Source organism: Flavobacterium sp. HNIBRBA15423 (genome assembly GCF_052655965.1).
Window position 1 is genome coordinate 2,516,389 of record NZ_CP199751.1, and the last position, 20,434, is coordinate 2,536,822.

General features: G+C 30.1%; 19 protein-coding genes. 1 reads left to right on the top strand and 18 read right to left on the bottom strand.

Annotated elements, in window-relative coordinates; all coding sequences use genetic code 11:
- Positions 1-61 precede the first annotated feature (61 nt).
- From ACULEV_RS11285 to ACULEV_RS11340, 12 genes are all read right to left on the bottom strand, one after another.
- On the bottom strand, positions 62-784 hold the full coding sequence (locus ACULEV_RS11285; protein WP_445455159.1) for an alpha/beta fold hydrolase: 723 nt from the start codon (positions 782-784) through the stop codon (positions 62-64).
- Positions 785-855: 71 nt separating this feature from the next.
- On the bottom strand, positions 856-1,704 hold the full coding sequence (locus ACULEV_RS11290) for a bifunctional helix-turn-helix domain-containing protein/methylated-DNA--[protein]-cysteine S-methyltransferase (RefSeq protein WP_445455160.1): 849 nt from the start codon (positions 1,702-1,704) through the stop codon (positions 856-858).
- A 241-nt stretch (positions 1,705-1,945) separates the two neighbouring features.
- A complete protein-coding gene (locus ACULEV_RS11295; RefSeq protein ID WP_445455161.1) occupies positions 1,946-2,272 on the bottom strand; it encodes a hypothetical protein in 327 nt (108 codons plus the stop codon).
- A gap of 72 nt (positions 2,273-2,344) precedes the next feature.
- A complete protein-coding gene (locus ACULEV_RS11300) occupies positions 2,345-2,758 on the bottom strand; it encodes a MoaF-related domain-containing protein (RefSeq protein ID WP_445455162.1) in 414 nt (137 codons plus the stop codon).
- A gap of 219 nt (positions 2,759-2,977) precedes the next feature.
- A complete protein-coding gene (locus ACULEV_RS11305; protein WP_445455163.1) occupies positions 2,978-3,229 on the bottom strand; it encodes an FUSC family protein in 252 nt (83 codons plus the stop codon).
- A gap of 197 nt (positions 3,230-3,426) precedes the next feature.
- Complete coding sequence (locus tag ACULEV_RS11310; protein WP_445455164.1) at positions 3,427-3,894, bottom strand: nuclear transport factor 2 family protein; 468 nt, start codon at positions 3,892-3,894, stop codon at positions 3,427-3,429.
- A gap of 265 nt (positions 3,895-4,159) precedes the next feature.
- Positions 4,160-4,597 (bottom strand): VOC family protein, encoded by a 438-nt coding sequence (locus tag ACULEV_RS11315; protein WP_445455165.1) that lies wholly within the window; start codon positions 4,595-4,597, stop codon positions 4,160-4,162.
- Positions 4,598-4,612: 15 nt separating this feature from the next.
- Positions 4,613-5,107: a DUF4199 domain-containing protein gene (locus ACULEV_RS11320; protein ID WP_445455166.1), complete on the bottom strand. Its 495-nt coding sequence runs from the start codon at positions 5,105-5,107 to the stop codon at positions 4,613-4,615.
- A 452-nt stretch (positions 5,108-5,559) separates the two neighbouring features.
- Positions 5,560-7,113, bottom strand: a complete 1,554-nt coding sequence (locus ACULEV_RS11325) for an alpha-N-arabinofuranosidase (protein ID WP_445455167.1) — start codon at positions 7,111-7,113, stop codon at positions 5,560-5,562.
- Entirely contained in the window at positions 7,110-9,401 is a 2,292-nt protein-coding gene (bglX, locus tag ACULEV_RS11330) for a beta-glucosidase BglX (RefSeq protein WP_445455168.1), read from the bottom strand. Before bglX ends, ACULEV_RS11325 begins: the two co-directional genes overlap by 4 nt.
- A gap of 9 nt (positions 9,402-9,410) precedes the next feature.
- Entirely contained in the window at positions 9,411-10,784 is a 1,374-nt protein-coding gene (locus ACULEV_RS11335) for a sialate O-acetylesterase (RefSeq protein WP_445455169.1), read from the bottom strand.
- Positions 10,774-11,886: a GDSL-type esterase/lipase family protein gene (locus ACULEV_RS11340; protein ID WP_445455170.1), complete on the bottom strand. Its 1,113-nt coding sequence runs from the start codon at positions 11,884-11,886 to the stop codon at positions 10,774-10,776. The genes ACULEV_RS11335 and ACULEV_RS11340 overlap by 11 nt, the downstream gene beginning before the upstream one ends.
- Positions 11,887-12,116: 230 nt before the next feature.
- On the opposite strand from ACULEV_RS11340, the gene ACULEV_RS11345 reads away from it, so the two are divergent.
- Positions 12,117-13,547: a T9SS type A sorting domain-containing protein gene (locus ACULEV_RS11345; RefSeq protein ID WP_445455171.1), complete on the top strand. Its 1,431-nt coding sequence runs from the start codon at positions 12,117-12,119 to the stop codon at positions 13,545-13,547.
- 134 nt (positions 13,548-13,681) lie between these two features.
- On the opposite strand, the gene ACULEV_RS11350 is transcribed toward ACULEV_RS11345, so the two are convergent.
- The 6 genes from ACULEV_RS11350 to ACULEV_RS11375 all read right to left on the bottom strand — a co-directional run bounded on the left by ACULEV_RS11350 (position 13,682) and on the right by ACULEV_RS11375 (position 20,419).
- The gene (locus ACULEV_RS11350; protein WP_445455172.1) at positions 13,682-14,809 is read right to left on the bottom strand and encodes an NlpC/P60 family protein; all 1,128 of its coding nucleotides are present in this window, start codon (positions 14,807-14,809) and stop codon (positions 13,682-13,684) included.
- 69 nt (positions 14,810-14,878) lie between these two features.
- A complete protein-coding gene (locus tag ACULEV_RS11355; RefSeq protein ID WP_445455173.1) occupies positions 14,879-15,835 on the bottom strand; it encodes an aldo/keto reductase in 957 nt (318 codons plus the stop codon).
- 185 nt (positions 15,836-16,020) lie between these two features.
- Complete coding sequence (locus ACULEV_RS11360; RefSeq protein WP_445455174.1) at positions 16,021-18,228, bottom strand: B12-binding domain-containing radical SAM protein; 2,208 nt, start codon at positions 18,226-18,228, stop codon at positions 16,021-16,023.
- A gap of 89 nt (positions 18,229-18,317) precedes the next feature.
- Positions 18,318-18,719, bottom strand: coding sequence for a T9SS type A sorting domain-containing protein (locus ACULEV_RS11365; RefSeq protein ID WP_445455175.1), 402 nt, complete (start codon positions 18,717-18,719; stop codon positions 18,318-18,320).
- A gap of 188 nt (positions 18,720-18,907) precedes the next feature.
- Positions 18,908-19,813 carry a phytanoyl-CoA dioxygenase family protein gene (locus ACULEV_RS11370; protein ID WP_445455176.1) on the bottom strand — a complete coding sequence of 302 codons (906 nt, stop codon included), beginning with the start codon at positions 19,811-19,813 and terminating at the stop codon, positions 18,908-18,910.
- A gap of 66 nt (positions 19,814-19,879) precedes the next feature.
- The gene (locus ACULEV_RS11375) at positions 19,880-20,419 is read right to left on the bottom strand and encodes a tetratricopeptide repeat protein (RefSeq protein ID WP_445455177.1); all 540 of its coding nucleotides are present in this window, start codon (positions 20,417-20,419) and stop codon (positions 19,880-19,882) included.
- Between the last annotated feature and the right edge of the window lie 15 nt (positions 20,420-20,434).

Consider the following 20,434-nt stretch of genomic DNA (forward strand, 5'->3'; position numbering starts at 1 on the left):
TTCTTTTGCTTTTAGTTATTATTATATTCCAAATGTAATTATTTTCAGTCTTTTCTTAGTTCTAACTTAATGCTATTTCTAAAAACAGCTCACAAAGTTCAAGTGGTTTACTAAAAAATGGTGAGTGACTCACTTGCATGCTATACACTTTTTCGCATTTAGTTTCTGAGTACATTTTTCTCTGAATAAAAGGAGTTACTGCCTTATCATTTGTACATTCGATATAAAACCTCCTAATACTTCCATAATTTTCGTCTGTTAATACTAAAGGAGTTATTCCAGATTCTATAGGTTCATGACTTAATAATAATTTTGCCATTTCTACTATGTCGTTTTCACAATCTTCATAAAGTCCTTCTTTATAAATTTCTGGTTGTAAAGTATGAGCATTCAATTCTGGATATCTAGTAACATAAGGCTTTAAAACACTAGTAGTGTCTTGAGAAGAATATTCAAATTGGGTTTTCCCATTTGGAACTAAATAAGCTGCGAGATAAATTAATTTTTCGATTTTCTCTGAACGGTATTCTGCCACTTGTGAAATTATAATTCCATTTTTACTATGTCCTACTAGGATTACTTTTCCTTCTATAGCATCAATTAATTCACAAACTTTTTGTACAGTTGTGTGAAATTTAACTTCCTTAATTGGAGTTTTATCTCTTCCCATTCCTGGTAAATCTATTGCTAAAACTTTATGTCCTTGTCTTTCTAGAATAGGAATTACTTTGTGCCAATTCCAAGCGTTATGCCATGAACCATGAATTAAAATAAATGTTTTCATTTGTATGTTATTTAAATTACAGAACAAAGATTCATATAGTCCATTATTAATAAAACCCGAAACTTGCTGTCTTAGAAATTGGCTTGTGCCTTTGTACCTTCCCAACCTATGATGGCTGTTTTTCTAACATTTCCCCACATATAACCTCCAAATATTCCTGTTGATTGAATAACACGATGACAAGGAATAAGAAATGCAACAGGATTACTTCCAATAGCTGTTCCAACTGCTCTTGAGGCATTCGGATTTTCTATCTTAGTAGCAATTGTTCCATAAGTTGTTAATTGACCCAATGGGATTTTTAAAAGCGTTTGCCAAACTTTTAATTGAAAATCGGTTCCTTTTAAGTGAAGTTTTATTTGGCTGAGTTTTGACCAATCGTGTGTAAAAATGTAAAGTGCATTTTGCTGAATTGCATCAAAATTTAGTTTGAAATGAGCTTTTGGAAAATGACTTTGCAGTATTGCAAAAGCATTAGATTTTTCTTCAACAAATGCCATATAACAAATTCCCTTTTCAGTAGAAGCAACAATAATACTTCCAAAAGGACTTTCCGAAAAACTATAATTGATGATTAAATCTTTACCTCCATTTTTGTATTCTGCTGGAGTCATTCCTTCTATATTTACAAATAAGTCGTGCAGTCTTCCTGTTCCTGATAGTCCAGTTTCATGTGCGGTCTCAAAAAGAGTTGCTTGATTTTCTTTTAAAAGAATTTTGGCATATTCGATAGTAGTATATTGTAAAAATTTCTTTGGACTTGTTCCTGCCCATTCGCTAAAAAGACGTTGAAAATGAAATGGACTTAAATTAATTTTTTGAGCCACTTCATCTAGATTAGGTTGCTTTTGAAAATTATTTTTAATATACGCTATCGCTTCTGCAATTCGGTTATAGTTAATGTTTTGTTGTTCCGTCATTGTGCTTCCTTTTAGACTTACAAATATCGAAAGAAGTTAATTGGATTAAAACCCAAAACTTGCTAGTTTAAATGGAATTGATTTTTTATTTAAAAGAGAATGAGTTATTATTCCTACTTAAACTTTGCAAATTTAATAGGATTAATTAGCACTATCCAACACCCTTGCCAAACTGCCAAAAAAAGCATCATGACTGATTTTTGACCGATTTTGATGTGTTTTGACATATTTAAAGCAGTTTCTAAGGGCTTTGTTTCTTGTTTTTAATTGCCTCAGAAAGAACATCACAAAACATTTGATGACTTTTATTTACCATTCTTTTATTGCCCCAAATTACCAACGAATGAATCCCTTTTTCTTTACTTATCACTGCTAAAGGTCTAGATTCATTGTTTTTTATGTAAATAGTTGTTGTGTCTTTTAAATAAAGCTCATAATAAGCAGACTTATACTTTTTACTATTGTCGTAAATGTAATATTTGGTGTTATTCGTTTTAATTTGTTCCTCTATATAGTTATAAACAATATCAAAATTTATTCTAGAAAAACAAGTGTCAATAGTGGTCATTTCTAATGTAATATTAAAGTTCCATTGAAAAACTGAATTTGATCTTATCAGTTGGCTTTAATTTTGTCAATTTTATAATTCACGGATTGTCGCTGTTAGAGGTATTATTTCTCTGTCTATTTTTAAAAAAGTTTTTACTGTATTATTCTTTAAGTTAATAACTTGACTAACACCCAATCCATCATTTTCAACCCATGAAATGAACAAGGTATGATTATCTAGTCGTAAAGTTAAATAAGTTTCAATTGCTTCTTTTCCTTTTTCATCTCCCTTTATACATTTCCAATGTAGCTCTTTTTCCGATTTAAAATTCACCACATACATATTATCACCATAATTGTATTCAAGCGTTTTTCCAGATAAAGAATCAATTTCTAAATCCGGAGTTTTTTCTTGCTGTGTAGTTTCTATATTTTTAGCATTATTTTGATTTTTACAAGAGATGATTGTGGTTAAAATTATAATTGTAAAAATTGCTTTTTTCATATTGATATTTCTTTATGTTGTTTTTTGTCTCTTATTCCAAATGTCGATGTCATAATATAATTACTTACCTAATGTTCCCATTCTTTACTTTAACTGTTCTAGATTAAAGAAGCCGAAACTTTTGGTTAAGCACTACCAAATATACAAAACAAACTTTAAATTAAATCTAAAACTCGTAATGTGTAAAACTTGTGTTGGCAACCAACTATGAACGATTGACTATTTTAAATTTTTCTCTTTTAAAAGATTTTCCAATTCTTTATTGTCATATTTTGAATTATTAATCAATTTATAGGCAAAAAACAAAGGGATTAATGTTAAAAATCCCAAACTATTTTTCAGAATGCTGTAAAATACAATTCCTATAAAAAATCCAATTAATATCGCATTTGTTATGGAAGTTGATTTCATTTTTTTTGCTTCTTGTAACAATTCCTGATCTGTTAATTCTGATAGTTTTTTTTCTTTCATTTTCATTATTTTGTTAGTGCTATTTTTTTGTCAATATGGTCATTTCATAATGGTTGCTAACGTTTTTTGGCCTAGTCTGTAGAGATTTTAGCACAAAATATTTAATACAACTTCTAATTTTGAAACTTGCCTAAATATTTCATAAAAGCACTTCAACTACCACATTGCCAAACTGATACTAGACACTATCTTTTTTATTACCAATATTCAAATATACGAGAGATTTTTCCTTCTTTGAATTCAAAAAGAGTCATTTGTGGTTTTCCTTCTTTAATTCCAACTTCTCTTTTTTCTATAAATCTTCTTTCTACAACTACTGCGTTTAATCCTATGATTTTACTTTCTATCTTTATGTTAGTTACTTTTCCATCATATCCTCCATTTTTTTGATTTCGTGCATATCCATTATACAAATCCTTTCGGGTGTATGTACCTCCATATTTTGGATGAATATAGGTAAAGTCATCTGTGAAAAGTTCAAAAGCTTTATCAATATCCTCGATGGTTGAATTTTTTTGAAATATTTTAAGGTTTAAATCGTAATATTTAGTAACTATACAGTCTAAGGAATCTTTATGCGTTTTTGAAACGTCTTGTGCAGTAGTTGCAGTAGTTGTTAACAGCATTAACAAAATAGAAATCAATACTCTCAGATGTTTTTTCATATTTGTTTTTTTGGTTCAAAACGTGTTTAACATTAAGCCTGCTTTTCTAAGTTTGGAAAACAGTTTGTTCAAATATATCAATTTAAGATAATGTGTACAAATACATAATTATAAATTAAAATGAGAATTTATAAAACTAAAAACAGCATCAAAAAGTGTTTTTTTGACGCTGTTAATTTTAATTCTTTTTATCTAATAAGCTACATTGCTTTTTTAGGAATTAGTATATAGTTATCTCTATTAAATACTAATTCTGTTGTTTTTCTTATTTTGGTTCATCAAAGTTTACCATCCAGTTTATTCCAAATTTGTCGGTAAACATTCCAAAATAAGCACCCCAAAATGTTTGATTCATTGGCATTATTACTTGTCCATCACTTGAAAGTGCGTTAAATAACTTATCCGCTTCCTTTTTGCTTTCTGTGTTTATAGAAACTGAAAAGTTATTCCCTTGTTTAAAGTGTGAAGCCCATTCTCCTCCAGTATCGCTTCCCATCAAACAAGTTTCTTTGCTAATAGGAAGTGTAACGTGCATAATTTTGTCACCGTCTGCCTCATCCATTGGTTGGCAATTTTCTTCCTCTTTTGGCATCTCTTTAAAACGACCAAAATATGAAAATTCACCACCAAAAATGGATTGATAAAAGCGAAAAGCTTCTTCACAATTGCCATTAAAAGTCAAATAAATGTTTACTGTTGCCATATTCTTAAATATTTTTTAGTTTAGATTGCTATTCTTTGTTCTAATAAAAATCATTGCGATTGCAGTTGTAATAATTCCCATAATTAAAGCTCCCATTGCTCCTTGTTTAGCATAATTAGGATAATTAAAATTTGCTTCTGCTTCTGTCACTGTTTTAAAATATCCTATTTCTACAGATCGTTTAATTACGTTTGGAAAATATTCGGGTGTGATAACATAGGTAGTAATCCATTGTGTCAACGGACTAATTAAAGCAATGAAAAAGGACAAGATAATACCCGAAATCAAACCTTGCTTATAGGTCATTTGTCCTTTATAAAAATTTTTCTTTTTGTCTTTAAGAGCTAAAACCATAACCCAAATGGCAGGAATGATAAACAAGTTTGTCAAATATAAATGATAGTCGATATATTTTCCATGTAGTCCACAAAGTTTTTCTAATACCATCCAAAGCAATCCCATTACAGAGAAAAGGATTGCCCATTTAATTTCAATTTTTATTTTTTCCATTATTACTTGTCTTCTAAAATAGTTTTTATTTTTTTTAAAACTCTAAATTCCTAGTCTTTGAAAGATTGGAAGCTAAATGATTTATAACTTCAGTTAAACACTGTATTCCAAAGATAGAAAAAAAGTTTAACATTTGTTTAAAGCATTTATTCTTGTGAAAATATGTATGGAGTGAAGTTTTTTTAATTGATTATGTAAAAATGAAGTTACGATGGGAATTCTTTCATCCCTAAAAAGACTCTTTAAAGACAATACATTGTGTTACTTCTTTGTTCACTTTCTAAATGATTTTCCAAACGAGATTTTTAAGTTAAGTAGGATGAGATTTATAATCACTCAACCCAGAACAGTTAAAAAGAAGGAAATTCAAAACGTTCATTAGTATTACACGATTACTTCAAGACGCTAAGTTTATAAATACTTTAGTGTGTATTTATTTAAATTTCAAATCATTATTCTAATTGCATAACCACAACAGAAAAAGGAGGAAGGTTAATAATTATTTCCTTATTTGTTTTTTTAAAATCAGAAAATGGCTTAGGTTGAACTACTGAAGGATTTGTAAATGAATTATAATCTCTTAATTGCTTTGATGTTAGTATTGTTCCATTTATCATCTTATATTTTTTGTCCGATATGGTAATTTTTATCTCTTGACTTTTATTAGGATCAATATTTACTAATGATAAGTGTGTTTTGTTGTTTTTGTCTATAGAAGCTGATGCAGAAATGGCTGGCAATTTTTCATTATTGAAAACAAAATCATTGGAATTTATTTTTAAAGGAAGTAAAGTAGCTTCTTGATGCACTTTATATAGGTTCATTACATGATAAGTAGGTGTCAATATCATTTTATCCCCTTTTGTGAGAATGATGGCTTGCAATACATTTACTGTTTGTGCCAAATTTGCCATCTTTACACGAGCAGCATGGTTATTGAATATATTTAAATTTAATCCAGCAATTAATGCATCTCGCATGGTATTTTGTTGATAAAGAACACTTTGCCTTTGATTAGGTTCTGCGTCATACCATGCTCCCCATTCATCTACAACTAAAGCAATTTCTTTTTGAGGGTCATATTTATCCATGATAGCACTATGCTTAGTCACTAACTCTTCCATATACCAAGCCGCTTTCATGGTTTTAAAGTATTCCTCATCTGTAAAATGTACTGCTGAACCTTTCTTCTCCCAATCTATCACAGTATAATAATGCAATGCAAGTCCTTTAACTAAAGTTTTTGGGATTTTTTTCATGAGTGTTTCGGTCCATTCATAGTTATCACTATTAGCACCAGAAGCTATTCTAAATAATCCTCCATTTGTATAGTCCGACATGAAAGTAGCATATTTCTTATAAATATCTGCATAATAATCGGCCGTCATATTTCCTCCACAACCCCAAGCTTCATTGCCTACTCCCCAAAATTTCACTTGCCATGGCTTTTCTTTTCCATTTTTTTTTCTCCAATCTGACATTGGACTTGTTCCAGAAAAATTTACATATTGTACCCAATCTGCTAATTCTTGCACTTCTCCACTACCTACATTTGCAGCTAAATAGGGTTCTGTCTGAAGTAATTCGCATAAATTTAAAAAATCATGTGTCCCAAAACTGTTATTTTCTGTTGTTCCACCCCACCAAGTATTCACAATAGTAGGTCTAGTTTCTTTAGTTCCAATTCCATCTTTCCAATGGTAAGTATCCGCGAAACAACCTCCAGGCCATCTTAAGTTTGGAATTTGTAATTCTTTTAAAGCATTGATTATATCATTTCTAACACCATTTGTGGTGGGAATTGTGGTATTATCTTCTCCAACATATAATCCATCATAAATACATCTTCCCAAATGTTCTGCAAAATGACCATAAATATGTTTACTAATTGTAACATTATCCTCTTTTTCATTTAAAAACGAAATGTTGTTTTGACTCCAAGAACAAACTACACATAAAAATGTGATAAAAGACGTACTATTTTTTTTAGATAAAATTTTCATCATTTTAATTCAAAACTGTTTTTTAAACCCTCTTGTGAATTGCCACCTACCATAACTAAAAAAGTCCCTGGTTCTACTAAATAATTTCCTTGATTATCATAAAAACCTAATTCGGCTTGAGTTAAAGTAAAAGTAATGGTTTTTGTTTCTCCTTTTTTAAGAGTAACTAATTCGAAACCTTTTAATTCTTTTATTGGTCGTGCTAAACTAGCCGTAATATCGTGTAAGTATAATTGTACGACTTCTTTACCTTCATAATTTCCTGTATTGGTTACTTCAACAGAAATTTTTACTGGTTCATTTATGGCAAATGCTACTTTGTCTATTTTTAGATTTTTATATTCGAAAGTCGTGTAACTTAATCCATGTCCAAAAGCATATTGAGGTGTTTTTTCTACATCTATATAATGTGACCAAAACACATTGTTATCAGAATTTACTGGTCTTCCAGTATTATAACTGTTGTAATATATAGGACATTGTCCTACATTTCTAGGAATAGAAATTGGTAATTTTCCACTAGGATTATAATCTCCATATAAAACCTCAGCCACAGCATTTCCTGTTTGTGTTCCTAATTGCCATGCTTCAACAATGGCTGGAATATGTTCATAAGCCCAAGGCAAAGCCAAAGGTCTTCCGTTATTTAATACTAAAACAATATTAGGATTGACTTTAAAAACGGCTTCCATTAATTCTTGTTGGTTTCCTGGTAAATTTAAGTCGGTTCTACTTCTTCCTTCACCTGTTTGAAAGCCATGCTCTCCTAAAACAAGTACTACCACATCCGATTTTTTAGCTAAAGTAATTGCCGCTTCAAATCCTGAGGTGTCCGTTGTATTAAAGGTTAATTCATCAGTAAAAGTGGTTTTACCTACTGTTACATCAGTTCCTTTTTCATAGGCTAATTGGTTATCCTTATATTTTTGCATTCCTTCAAAAACAGACACAGCTGTATTATCATCAGATGCAATTCTCCAACTACCTAATGGACTGTTTTTATCATTAGCTAAAGCACCAATTAAAGCAATTTTCTGACCTGATTTCTTTAAAGGAAGTAGTTGTTTTTCATTCTTTAATAGGACAATCGATTTTTTAGCCATATCTAAAACAGCTTCGTTGTTTTCTTTGCTACCAATTACTCTTTTCTCTCGTTCTTCATCACAGTATTTGTATGGATTTTCAAATAGCCCTAACTCAAATTTCACTCGTAATATTCTTCTAACTGCATCATCTACCAAACTCTCTTTTATTTTTCCTAATTTTACCAAATTGGCTAATTCAGTTACATAAAAATGCGATTCCATATCCATATCGGAACCCGCAATAACCGCTTTTGTAGTAGCTTCTGCTGCATCTTTTGCAAAACCATGATTAACCATTTCTCTAACAGAAGCCCAATCTGAAATTACAAAACCATCAAAATCCCAATGTCCTTTTAAGATGTCTCTTTGTAAATAAGTACTTCCAGTTGCTGGTACGCCATTTAATGTATTAAAAGAATTCATAAAAGTTCTTACACCAGCATCCTTAGCCGCTTTAAAAGGTGGTAATACCAAATTATGTAAATTAGAAATACTCATATCTACAATATTGTATTCTTTTCCTGCTTCTACAAAACCATAGGCTGCAAAATGTTTAGCACAAGCAGCAATGGTATTTACTTTTGACAAATCTTTTTTTGTTTCTCCTTGAAATCCTTTCACTCTTGCTATTGCAATTTTACTTCCCAAATAAGGATCTTCACCTGCTCCTTCCATGACTCTTCCCCATCTGGCATCGCGAGTAATATCGACATTAGGTCCAAATGTCCAGTTAATTCCTGAGGCTGATGCTTCCTCTGCTGCCACTTGTGCTGATTTTTTTATTGCTTCTAAATCCCAACTAGCTGCTTCAGCTAGAGGAATTGGACTCAAGGTTTTATAGCCATGAATTACATCAAACCCTATAATAAGTGGAATTCCCAAACGAGTTTCTTCCACCACTATTTTTTGTACTGCTTTTACATTTTTAACACCTCGAACTGTTAGCATAGAGCCTACCCAACCTTTACGAAGATGTTCGTATTTTTTTTCAGCATCACCCCCTTTTGGAGCAGGACCTGTTACTTCCCAAAAACCATTATACTGATTCATTTGTCCGACTTTTTCTTCTAAAGTCATCTCTTTCATTAATAATGATATTCTTTCTTCTATTGGTTTAGTTGTGTCTAAATAAGCTTTTTTTTGTGCATTCATAGTTGTAATAACTGCTAGTAAAAAAATGTATTTTACGGATTTTAAAGTTTTCATATATAGTATTTATTCGCTTTCAAATAATGAAGCTGGTAAATTTGATTTATTTACTAAAGTGGTTTGAGAAGTATTAGACCAAGCAAAACGAACTTTTACTGGTTCTTTAACTTTATTTGATTGTACAATTACAATATCATTTTTAATAGTTGCTTTGGCAGGATGATACTTATTATCAGCACCAGCAATTTCAAATGATACTTCTTTTTTATCTTTAAAATGCAATCCTTCCGCATAATCAAAATAGACATATACTTTGTCTTTCTTAATTTCAATTTTATTAAAAAGAGGACTGTTTACTAAATCTTGATTAGTTTTATAAAGGTTTACCAAAGCTAAATTAGCCAAACGCATACCAACCGATTTTTTATTCTTTGGATGAATGTCATCGATTGTAGCAATATCACTTGATACAACCATAGCTGTTCCCTTTACTTTTAAAGTTTTACGCTGTGCATTTCTTAATATAGCACCCGAAAAGTGTTCTTCTCCCATAAAATAAGGAGCAATTTGGACGTAATAAAAAGGAAAATCATATCCCCATAGTGTTCTCCAAGATTGAATTAAAGTTGAAAAAATAGAATCATATCGATTTGACCCAACATTACTTTCTCCTTGATACCAAATTACACCCGCAATTTTATAGCCTACTAAAGGATTAATCATAGTATTGAAAGTGTTCCCTGGTTTTACTGGACCATATTCTGAGGAAGGTCTTTTATTAGCTTCTTCAAATAGTTCTTTATCGGCTTCCAACACTATTCTTGGAATCCAAACCTCAGCAGGTGTTCCTCCCCATGCAGAAACAACTAATCCAATTGGTACGTTTTTTAAATCTTCTTGTAATCGTTTACCGAAAAAATAAGCTACTGCACTATTATGTTTCATGGTTTCAGGAGTACAAGTTTGCCAACTTCCTATTAGGTTATTTTGTAAAGAAGAAGAAGCTGCTTTTTCTACAGCAAAAAATCGGATGAGTGGATAATTTGCATTCTTTATTTCTTCTTCTCCATTTTCAATTCCCCAATTAGCTGACATCTCCATATTAGATTGTCCAGAACAAAGCCAAACTTCTCCAATCAAAATATCAGAAAATACCACTTCATTATACCCTTTAATTGTAATTGTATAAGGTCCGCCTTCTTTTGGTGTTGGAATACTTATTTCCCAGTGGGCTTGATTAGTTCCAGTTGTTTTATATTCTTTGTTGTCCCAACTAGTTTTAATTATTAATTCTTCTTTTGGATTTGCCCAACCCCAAATCTTAACTTCACTATTTCTTTGTAAAACCATTCCATTTGAGAAGAAATTGGGTAATGAAACAGTAGCCATCATTAAATTAGAAAAAAACAGCAATACATATATAATAGATTTATTCTTCATGGAGTAATTTTTTAAAAAAAGGTTCTAATTGTGCTGCCATTATTTTATGATCTTCAATATCTGGATGATAGCCACATCCTTTGGGTTCCATAGAGTTGTATTCGAACAAAGCTATTTTTTTATGCTCTTTGTCCTTTTTAAAGTGAGCCATTACTTTCATCAAACAATTTACTAAGACTTCGTTTCTTTCTCCAGACACCATAGGACTAGTTAACAGGGCAACTTGAACTTTTGGGTTATGTTTGTAAATCATTTTTATAAAATTAATATAATTACTAACATATTTTTCTTCATTGAAAGGTAATCTTGGTTTACTACCATCTCCTTCCGAAAGATCGTTTGTTCCTAAGCATATACTTACAATATCAGGATGAAAATTGAAATCATAAGGTTTAGAATTATCCTTATTTAAGTATAAATTTTCATATACATCAGGCATTATAGCTTCTTCTATGTGTTCATCATTCCAATTTCTATACATTCCTATTCCTGATACAGAACTGAGTAGAAAATCTACTTCTAAACTTCTTGAAAGAATAGGTCCATAAGCCCAGTAAGCATTATGTTGATCATACCATTCACCTGTTCCACAAGGGATTTCTTTGGTATCATTTCCCATACCACAAGTAATAGAATTCCCTATAAATTCAATTCTTTTCTTTGTGCGTTTTTCATTTTTAGATTTTACAACTTTAGCAGTTGTCCCAGAAAATAACACGCTCCCATTTGCCGCTTCAGTGGCTTTATAAACGGTGAGGTGATGCTTCTTTTTCTTTTCAAATATTTTTATTGGATAGGCTTTAGATTCTCCTTTTTCAACTTTTAATCTTCCTATATATTTTCCGTCTAATTCTAAAGAAACATAGTTATGATGCTCGTAAGTATCCTCACTTTTTAAATATAAAGCACAATCATCTCCAGTAAAATTAAATGAGACAGAAGAAGCTGATGAAATGAGTTTTGTAGTTCCATTTGGCAACGTTTCTATTCTACCACTATAAATAAATTGTTTCTCTTTTGGGTTAGTGTTTGTTTGGTCTTTTTGAAAAGAACATAAAGTTATACCTATTAAAAAAGAATATAAAAACGAGGATAATTTCATTTAGGTTTTAATATTTCAAATTAGTAAAACAAACTTATTTTAATTTATAAGAAAAGAGTAATACAATTGCATCAAATAATAATAAAAATAATTCATTTCTTCCTTTTTTCTATTTTTTTAAGGTTTATTAACTTATAAAAGTATTCATTTTTGATGAAATAGTATTGAATTTAGAATAAAGCTCCCTTTAATTTTACAACTTCAAAAACTAACACAAAATTTATAAAATCATGAAAACAAATATAAAATTACTGCTATTTTTTGCACTTCTATCACAAATCTCATTAGGACAGGTTCAAGAATCATGGCATAATCATGAGAATTATAAAGAAGAAATTATTAAAACCATTAAAGAAAACTTAGAGGTTTCTTATGAAAATAATACCTTTCTAAAACAATTAGAAAATAAGAGTTCTTCTCATGAATTAAGATCTCCTAATTTCCAATTCATTAATGGAATTAATATTGCTTGGGTTAATTTTGGAAGAGATATTGGTAAAGAAGGTAATGGTACAGAATATCACCCTGATTTAACTACTTTTTCTAATATCATGGATCAAGTAAGTAATGCTGGAGGTGATGTTATTAGATGGTGGTATCATACTAATGGTTCTACAAATCCTGTTTTTGATAGTAATGATGATTTTGTAGCTCCAAATCCTACTTTTTTTGCTACCGATTTGATTGCTATTTTAGATTTGGCGGCTTCAAAAGGTTTAAAAATCCAAATTTGTTTGTGGTCATTTGATATGCTTAAAGGTAGTCAGTGGAATGTTAACTCTTCTAGAAATAAAAAAATAATTACGCAAGAAGCTTATTTACAAGCATATTTAAACAATGCTTTACTTCCATTAGTAAATACTGTAGGAAATCATGCTGGACTTTATGCTTGGGAGATTTTTAATGAACCTGAAGGCATGACACTCCAATATGCTTCTGGTTGGCCTGATTTTACTGATAGAGTTACTATGACTAATATTCAATGGATGATAAATAAAACTACTGCTGCAATAAAAACAGCTCAACCTACAGTAAAAGTAACAAATGGAGCTCTTGGTTTTGTAACCTCCTTAGACAACACCCAATATGGCTATGTTAACGAATATACAGATCAAAAACTAATTGATGCTGGTGGAGAAGCGAATGGAACTTTAGATTATTATAATTTACATTATTATAACTGGGCTGGCACCAATGGTTCTCCTTTTCATAATGATTATAGTGCTATGAATTTAGATAAACCAACAATTATTGCCGAATATTATCCTATTGATACTTTTGGAGTTACTGCTGCTAATTTAGGAGCTACTCTATTTCAAAGAGGTTGGGATGGCTCTCTAGTTTGGTCGTGGACGGATAAACCTTGGAATGAAATTGAACCAGTACTTTCAAATTTATCTAGTGTTCTTTCTATTAATTCATTTGCTAATTTAAATGAATTAAGTCTTTATCCTAATCCTGTAAAAGATAGGATTACTATTAATGGAATAACAACTAATACTACTATTGAAGTTTATGATATAATGGGTAAAAGCATCTTAAGTGAAATAATAAATCCAAACCATAATACTATTGATTTATCAAACTTATCTAAAGGATTTTATGTATTACATATAAAAGAAGAATCTAACACAAAAGGAATTAAAATTAGTAAAGAATAAACCATAGCAAATGATTACTCTATATTAACCTATTTTCTTAAAAGGACTATCTGAATTTGATAGTCTTTTTTTATAAAAATCTATCTGAATTTTAATATTCACCCTTGTTTTTCAAAAGTTAAACATCAATAAAACTATTCATTCAAAACTCTATTAACTTGAATAATCCTAGAAGCAAAATAAGGTTCTTTGCTTGAAGAAATCATTACTCCTGAAGAAGTTGAAGCATGAATAAATTTAATTTCATCTTCATTTACTTCAGTAATCATACCTACATGTGAGATACGATTTTTTCTACCTGTTGCAAAGAAAATTAAATCTCCTTTTTGAGATTCATTCATTTTAATTTTTTCTCCATAGCCAGCTTGTGCTGAAGAAGTTCTTGGTAAACTTAAATCGATTTCTTTAAAAGTAGTACACATTAAACCTGAACAGTCAAACCCTTTTGGAGTTGTTCCTCCATACTTGTATTTTATACCAATGTATTGTGAAGCTTTTTCAACTAATAAGTCAGCTTTTGAATTAAATTCATGAGACATTTTTTCTACCATTTCTTCCTCATCATAGGAAAGACTTGTAGTGTTCTGTGAAGTTGAATTATCAGCAACTATTACTTGTTTGTCTTTTTTGATAATTAATTGGTAACCAACTGGAAAATCTGAAGGGAGATTTGGATTTAAAATTTCTAATTCATGAATATTTATTCCATATTGTTTAGCAATACCATATTTAGTTTCTTTTGGTTTAATTATATGAAGAATTGTAAAAATGGAATCCTTATTTATTATTTCATTATTTATTTCACTTTCTTGATCTGTATTATCTTTATTTTCGACTACAACTTCTACAACTTCAGTCTTAATTGCTTCAATTGCATGGGGTTTTTGAATATTTAAAACAACACCAGCTTTTAATTTATTTGGTTTAATAGTTGGATTTAATAATTCCAAATCTGCTATACTTAAACCATATTTTTTTGAGATACTATAAAAAGATTCTCCTTTTCTAGTTTTATGAAATTGTGGGTTTTCAGTTGTAGTTATGGTTTTATTTTCTTGGAGTTTAGGAAGTTGTAAAACCGTACTAACCTGTAAAGTTTTCCCTTTTAATTTTGGATTTAACTTGTAAATTGTTTCAACTGAAGTATTGTGTTTTCTAGCAATAGCATAAATTGTTTCACCTGCTATTACTTTGTGTTCTGCACTATTTTGTCCAAAAGCAAAAGCATTTATTAGTACGAACAGAAAGGTTATTAACTTCATTTTATTTATTTCACACATTTTATAGGCTTGAACTCGACTCTAAAAGTTAGAAACGAAGATAAACAATTTTTATTTTAATATATTTTCAATATAATTTAATTCTTGGGAAGTAAAGTCTAATTTTTCTAAACTTCCTAAACTATCATTTAATTGATTGACTGAACTGGCTCCAACTAAAACCGATGTAATTGTGTCGCTTTTTAATAACCAAGCAATAGCCATTTGTGCTAAAGTTTGATTTCTTTCTATTGCTAATTGGTTTAAGGCTTTTATTTTTTGAATTTTCTCATCTGTAATTTCAGATGTTTGTAAATAACCGTTTGGATTTGCTGCTCTAGAATTTTCAGGAATGCCTTTTAAATATTTAGTAGTTAACAAACCCTGTGCCAAAGGAGAAAAAGCAACACAACCCATTCCTTTAACATTCAGAACATCTAATAAATCATTTTCAACCCAACGCTCAAACATGGAATATTTAGCTTGGTGTACAATACATGGTGTTCCCAATTGCTTTAAAACCGCGACAGCTTCTTCTGTTTCAGTTGCACTATAATTACTGATTCCTGCATAAATAGCTTTACCTGAACGCACTGCGTAATCAAGCGCTGACATGGTTTCTTCTATAGGTGTGTTTGGGTCTGGTCGATGTGAATAAAATATATCTACATAATCCAATCGCATTCTTTGCAAGCTTTGATTAAGACTTGAAATTAGATACTTTCTAGAACCCCATTCTCCATAAGGTCCTTCCCACATTTTAAATCCAGCTTTTGTGGTAATTACAAGTTCATCTCTTAAAAAACCTTTAAAATTATTTTGAATTATTTTACCAAAATTCTCTTCTGCTGAACCTGGAACTGGCCCGTAATTATTTGCTAAATCAAAATGGGTTATTCCTTTATCAAAAGCAGCTAAAGCAATATCTTGAGCATTTTCAAAACTATCTACAGAACCAAAGTTATGCCATAATCCTAGAGAAATTTGAGGTAATAATAAACCACTTTTTCCACATCTTTTATATTTCATTTAAAGATATTTATAATTACTATTGCTACATTCAATCAATAGTTGAAGTGCAATTTCAACTATTTTAATTCTATAATTACAAATTTAGAAATCAATTTAGAAAGAGGAAGCTTTTTTAGATTTTTATTTATTGATTCTTGTAATATATTACATAAATGAACAAATTAATTATTAGGCAAACTTTATCAAAGTGTAATTAATCCATTATTTCTAATAATTTGTATTGGTTTTGAATGCCAAAACAATTCGAAGTCCTCAAAATTTTCTTCAAAGTCATTTTTAATTTGACCAAGCGTTTGGATAGTTATATTTTTAATAGCAATTTTATCCAAAACTGCATAAAACCATTCTCCTTTTTCTTTTTCAAGAGCTATTTCAAATGAATTAATTTTATCATGAAAAATGAATTGCATCATTTCCCAAGAATTGCCTTTTTTTGTTTTTGTAAAATTTTCAATTATAGGATTAGTTCCTAACCAAATTATTTTTGAATTCGGTTTTAATGAGAAATTCTGTTCTTTTTCTATACAATTTGATATATAATTAGGTGCGATTTTTGTTTTTGGAATTTTAAAATCAAACCAATCTTGCAAGTCATAATCAAAGCAAACTCCATGCATGTAATTGAATAATGATTTTTTTAATCCAAAACTAAATTTATCATGATTAATTCCTATTCTATCTTTGAATACAATATCATTATTAGCAAAAGTGATTTCATTTTGTTGAGGAATTACTCCAAAAGCATCTGGGTCAAGCCCAACGGGACTATGTGCTGTCATAGCAAATTGATGCCAAAAACCAGACTGTAATATTCCCATTTCAAACAATTGACGCACCATTTCAAGACTATCGATTGTTTCTTGAACAGTTTGAGTAGGATAACCATACATTAAATAAGCATGCACCATAATTCCAGATTCTGTAAAATTACGAGTTACTTGTGCCACTTGTTCAACTGTTACTCCTTTTTTAATTAATTCTAAAAGTCGGTCAGAAGCAACTTCGAGTCCTCCAGAAACCGCTATACAACCTGAAGCTTTTAGCAAAATACATAAATCAGCCGTAAAACTCTTTTCAAAACGAATATTGGTCCACCAAGTTACTACTAAATCTCTCCTTAAAATTTCAAGCGCTACTTCTCGCATCAAAGCTGGTGGAGCTGCCTCATCTACAAAATGAAAGCCATTTTCACCAGTTTGAGCCATCAATTCTTCCATTCTATCGACTAACAATTTAGCTGCAACTGGTTCGTATAGTTTTATATAATCTAATGAAATATCACAAAAAGTACACTTTCCCCAATAACAACCATGAGCCATTGTTAATTTATTCCATCTTCCATCACTCCATAAACTGTGCATTGGGTTAGCAATTTCTATAACTGAAATGTATTTATCCAATAATAAATCTGAATAATCTGGTGTGCCAACTTCACTTTGTTTGTAGTCTTTTCTTAGAGCGTTATTTCTGTAAACTACTTGGTTGCTTTCTAAGCGAAAAGTACGTTTGAATTGAGGTTCTGAAACAAGTTCTGAATGACAAGTAAATTGATGTAACAATTCAACTGGTAGTTCACCATCATCTAAAGTAATAAAATCAAAGAATTCAAAAACTCTTTTATCTTTTAAATCTCTTAATTCTGTATTTGGAAAACCACCACCCATTGCTATTTTAGCTTCTGGATAATTTTTCTTAATAAATTGAGCACAACGAAAAGCACTATATAAATTACCTGGAAAAGGAACAGATAGTAAAATTAATTTTGGAGTAACTTGTTCTACTCTATTTTTTAAAATTTTAAGTGTGATTTTATCTATATATGTGGGTTTATTATGCAAAGCAATATATAACTCGTCAAACGAATTAGCACTTCTACCTAAACGTTCTGCATAACGACTAAAGCCAAAATTTTCATCAACACATTCTACAATAAAATCGGAAATATCTTCAAGGTATAAAGTAGCTAAGTGTTTTGCTTTATCTTGCATTCCCATTGAACCAAAAGCATATCCTAAAGCATCTGGATCATTATTAAATAATTCAAAACGAGAAGCTTCTGGAAGAAAATTACCGCTACATATTTGACGAGCTAAAGAGGAATTTTTACCTTGTAGAAAGGCAATTACCGAATCAATTGTTTTTATGTATTCATTTTTAAGTATAAAAATTCGCTCAGAATTTTCAGAAATCTCATGTAGCTTACAATTTGAAGCTTGAAACAAATTAACTAATCCTTCTTTTGAAAATAATTCTAAAATTACTTCAATACCTAAATCTATTTGAAAAGAAGAAATAATTTTGGTATTCAAAAAGCCTTTTAAATAAGCCGTTGCTGGATACGGAGTATTCAGTTGGGTAAAAGGAGGAGTGATTAATAAAAGGTCTTTCAATTGAAATTATTTTTGCAAAGGTAGGCAATACAATAAAAAAAGCCTTATGAAAAAATCATAAGACTTTTAACCTAATAAAAACTTATTTTTTACTCTACTATTAACCTTCTTTTTTCACCATTAATAAAAACCACATAGATTCCAGATTCTAAAAATTCAATGGGAATAATTTCAACTTCAGCTTTTGCTTTTATTTGAATTCTATTCTTTCCTTTATTATCTGCAATAATAATGTGGTCATCTACTTTTACTCCTTGAAGTATTACTAAATCTTTTGCAGGATTTGGATACATCTTAATCTCTCCAACAATTGTAACGTTTTCTGAAGAGTTTTTACCTTCTTTGTCTGAATCTACAATAGAAGCCTGAATTTTGTCTGAAGTAATTGGATTCATTTCAAACTTCTTATCATCAATAGAAACAGACTGCTGAGCCATCATATAAGAAGACACAGCCATAGCCATAATAAGACTTAATTTAATTTTTCTCATAATCTTTTTTATAGTTTTTTTATTTTAGCATGCAAAAGTATGTTTTTATACTAACGGAACTTACCTGCAATTTATTTTTTATTAAGAAAAATTGTTAATAAGTTTAACTTTTCTTTAATAAACAACAAACCAATGCAGTTGTTTTGCATTTATAACAAAAAACTCTAATTGAAATTAGTAAGAATACATCAAATCCATTCAGAAGCTTCTACATACTCTTCTGGAAAATAAGTCAAGTATTGGACTAATCTTGGTTTTTTACCATAATTAGGAGTAGCACAATGAGGTAAAGCTTGATGCCAAATAACAAAATCTCCTGTTTTACCAGTTACTGGTTTTGGAACTAATTCTTTTAAAGCTACTTCTCTTGGATTATCAGTTGTAGCAAGTGATTGCATCCAATCTGCAATGTGATGATGAAAACCTGGAACGCAATGAAAGGCACCTTCTTTCTCACTACAATCTGAAAGATATAACAGTCCTTGTAAACGATAAGGAATAGGTTGTTTTAAACTCACATCCCAATGCAAATTACTTCCTAGAAAGCTATAATTTGTTGTAATTGGAGGATTGAAACTCACTTTGTCTATCGTTTTATAAATTCTATCAGTTCCATATAACTGTTCGTATGCTTTTTGGATTTTTAAGGAAGCACGGTTTTTTTCTAACGTAGGATGATTAAAAAAGTTAACCATCAATCCCTTTTGCTCTGTATGGGTCTTATACCAAGTGGTACTATCATCTGGATCTTTTTCTAAAAATTGCCAAATTGCTTTTTGTGTAGCCATACAATCTTCTTCAGAAATTGCATTTTTCAATATCACGTAACCATTGGTTTCCCAAAAAATCAAATCTTCTTCTGTTAAAACATCCGCTATTGAATCTGTTTTTGTGTCGATTTTTTTTTCTTTTTCTTGAATCCAATTCTTAAAATCAACCCAATTTGGTTTTTCTTCATGAAGATATCGCAAGGTTTCTTCCATACTTATTCCCAATTGATACAAATGTGCTGTTTCTTGGTCCCAAGTGGTTTCCATAGTTGTACTACTATTTCTTATTCTGTTCCAAAAATTTTCAATTAAATGTGAATCCATATTAAAAGTGTGTCATTGCTATCAAATGTAAATGAATTTTATTTTTCTACAAAAAAAGGATGCTTTTTAGCACCCTTTCTTTTTCTTATTTTTCTTAGCTTTCTTTTCTTTTTCCTTTTTTGGTTTTAAAAGTTCCAATTTCCCTTTAATTCTTGCTTTTGTTTCATCCAAATAATAATTATACTCATTATTTATAACGGTTAACTTCACTTCTTTTAAAAATTGTTTTGCTTCCTTGAATTCTCTTTTAGTTTCATGAAGTTGAATTTTCTTCATCAAAATTTCTACTTTGTTTATTCCTTTTATAGTCAAAGCAAAATGAATTAACTTTTCTGCTTCTTCAAAATCTTCATTGGATAACAAAGTTTGAATATAATAAGGATACACTTCAATAGCATTGATGTTGATTCCTAACGCTTGTTGGAAATAATTTTTAGCTTCTTCATAATTCAATAATTGTTCTGCTTGTATTCTTGCATACAAACACAAAGCTGTAGTGTTCTTATCATCATACGACAAAGCATAATCTAAGGATTCTATGGTTTCTTCCAAACAATACGGATAATTATCCATAGCCTGAAATAAGTATTTATCTATTGACTTCATTTGTCTAGTAATTAG

What these genes read in the sequence shown, in the direction of transcription:
- ACULEV_RS11350 (WP_445455172.1), bottom strand. Translation starts at nt 14,809, where the DNA reads ATGAAGTTAATAACCTTTCTGTTCGTACTAATAAATGCTTTTGCTTTT.
- ACULEV_RS11370 (WP_445455176.1), bottom strand. Translation starts at nt 19,813, where the DNA reads ATGGATTCACATTTAATTGAAAATTTTTGGAACAGAATAAGAAATAGT.
- ACULEV_RS11305 (WP_445455163.1), bottom strand. Translation starts at nt 3,229, where the DNA reads ATGAAAGAAAAAAAACTATCAGAATTAACAGATCAGGAATTGTTACAA.
- ACULEV_RS11375 (WP_445455177.1), bottom strand. Translation starts at nt 20,419, where the DNA reads ATGAAGTCAATAGATAAATACTTATTTCAGGCTATGGATAATTATCCG.
- ACULEV_RS11315 (WP_445455165.1), bottom strand. Translation starts at nt 4,597, where the DNA reads ATGGCAACAGTAAACATTTATTTGACTTTTAATGGCAATTGTGAAGAA.
- ACULEV_RS11345 (WP_445455171.1), top strand. Translation starts at nt 12,117, where the DNA reads ATGAAAACAAATATAAAATTACTGCTATTTTTTGCACTTCTATCACAA.
- ACULEV_RS11340 (WP_445455170.1), bottom strand. Translation starts at nt 11,886, where the DNA reads ATGAAATTATCCTCGTTTTTATATTCTTTTTTAATAGGTATAACTTTA.
- ACULEV_RS11310 (WP_445455164.1), bottom strand. Translation starts at nt 3,894, where the DNA reads ATGAAAAAACATCTGAGAGTATTGATTTCTATTTTGTTAATGCTGTTA.
- ACULEV_RS11285 (WP_445455159.1), bottom strand. Translation starts at nt 784, where the DNA reads ATGAAAACATTTATTTTAATTCATGGTTCATGGCATAACGCTTGGAAT.
- ACULEV_RS11290 (WP_445455160.1), bottom strand. Translation starts at nt 1,704, where the DNA reads ATGACGGAACAACAAAACATTAACTATAACCGAATTGCAGAAGCGATA.
- ACULEV_RS11320 (WP_445455166.1), bottom strand. Translation starts at nt 5,107, where the DNA reads ATGGAAAAAATAAAAATTGAAATTAAATGGGCAATCCTTTTCTCTGTA.
- ACULEV_RS11300 (WP_445455162.1), bottom strand. Translation starts at nt 2,758, where the DNA reads ATGAAAAAAGCAATTTTTACAATTATAATTTTAACCACAATCATCTCT.
- ACULEV_RS11365 (WP_445455175.1), bottom strand. Translation starts at nt 18,719, where the DNA reads ATGAGAAAAATTAAATTAAGTCTTATTATGGCTATGGCTGTGTCTTCT.
- bglX (WP_445455168.1), bottom strand. Translation starts at nt 9,401, where the DNA reads ATGAAAACTTTAAAATCCGTAAAATACATTTTTTTACTAGCAGTTATT.
- ACULEV_RS11325 (WP_445455167.1), bottom strand. Translation starts at nt 7,113, where the DNA reads ATGATGAAAATTTTATCTAAAAAAAATAGTACGTCTTTTATCACATTT.
- ACULEV_RS11355 (WP_445455173.1), bottom strand. Translation starts at nt 15,835, where the DNA reads ATGAAATATAAAAGATGTGGAAAAAGTGGTTTATTATTACCTCAAATT.
- ACULEV_RS11335 (WP_445455169.1), bottom strand. Translation starts at nt 10,784, where the DNA reads ATGAAGAATAAATCTATTATATATGTATTGCTGTTTTTTTCTAATTTA.
- ACULEV_RS11295 (WP_445455161.1), bottom strand. Translation starts at nt 2,272, where the DNA reads ATGACCACTATTGACACTTGTTTTTCTAGAATAAATTTTGATATTGTT.